Origin of the sequence: Rhodoferax sp. UBA5149 (assembly GCF_002413825.1) — a bacterium.
Lineage (GTDB): Bacteria > Pseudomonadota > Gammaproteobacteria > Burkholderiales > Burkholderiaceae_C > Rhodoferax.
Genome location: NZ_DHXT01000211.1, coordinates 17055 through 17933, shown reverse-complemented (window position 1 = coordinate 17933; position 879 = coordinate 17055). Strand labels below are relative to the sequence as shown.

The 879-nt window shown below is 61.0% G+C and carries 1 protein-coding gene; it reads right to left on the bottom strand.

Annotation, left to right across the window (positions count from 1 at the left end; translation table 11 throughout):
* Positions 1-879, bottom strand: an 879-nt coding sequence (locus B3V69_RS19090) for an ABC transporter substrate-binding protein (RefSeq protein ID WP_414707583.1), incomplete at both ends; no start/stop codon positions are given.

The following is an 879-nucleotide window of genomic DNA, read 5'->3' as shown; positions in this document are numbered from 1 at the left end:
GCCTCGCCCCGCGCATTGCGCAGGGCGCCATCGCGCACCTCCCAGCCGGCAGCCTTCAGCAAGGCCTGTGCCTGGCGCAGGTTGGCCCGCAGTGACGACTCGCCATCGGTGCGAGGTGCCACCGCCATCGGCCCAAAAGCGGCCGGGGGAATGTCTTTGCGCCAGGGTTCCATCAGGGCAAGTTCCTGCGGGCCGGGCGCACCCGTGGCCTGGCAATCGGTGTTGCCGAACAGGCCATTGACCCGCTGGTACGAGTTGTAGAACATCTGGCGGTTCATCCACTCGTAATCCAATGCCAGACCGAGCGCCTGGCGCACGCGCACATCCTTGAACTTGTCGCGCCGGGTATTGAGCACGTAACTCTGGAAGCCGGCAGGCAAACGGTGTTTGAACTCGGCCTTCACCAGTTCCCCGGTGTCAAAACGCTTGCCGCTGACCCGACGCGCCCAGTCGCCAGCGGAAAAAAACCGCATCAAGTCAAACTCGCCGGCCTTGAGGGCTTCCAGCCGGGCGGTGTTGTCCTTGTAGATTTTCACGGTGATGCGGTCGAAATTGTTGATGCCGCGCTTTACGTTGAGGTCTTTCGCCCAGTAGCTGGGGTCGCGCACATAGGTAATGTCCTTGCCAAAGCGCACCGAGCCAATTTTGTAGGGCCCGCTGCCGATCGGGATATCCGTCACCACCTGGTCAAACGATTTTGGTTTGCCATTCTCCATGCCCCATTGACGGCTAAACACTGGCAGGCCACCCACCGTGAGGGGAAGCCCCCGGTTAGGCTTCTTGAAACGGTAGCGCACGGTTCGCTCATTCATGACGTCCACGCCAGCCACATCTTCCAGCAGGCTTTTGTACGCCGGTGACGTATAAGGCCCCATCAAA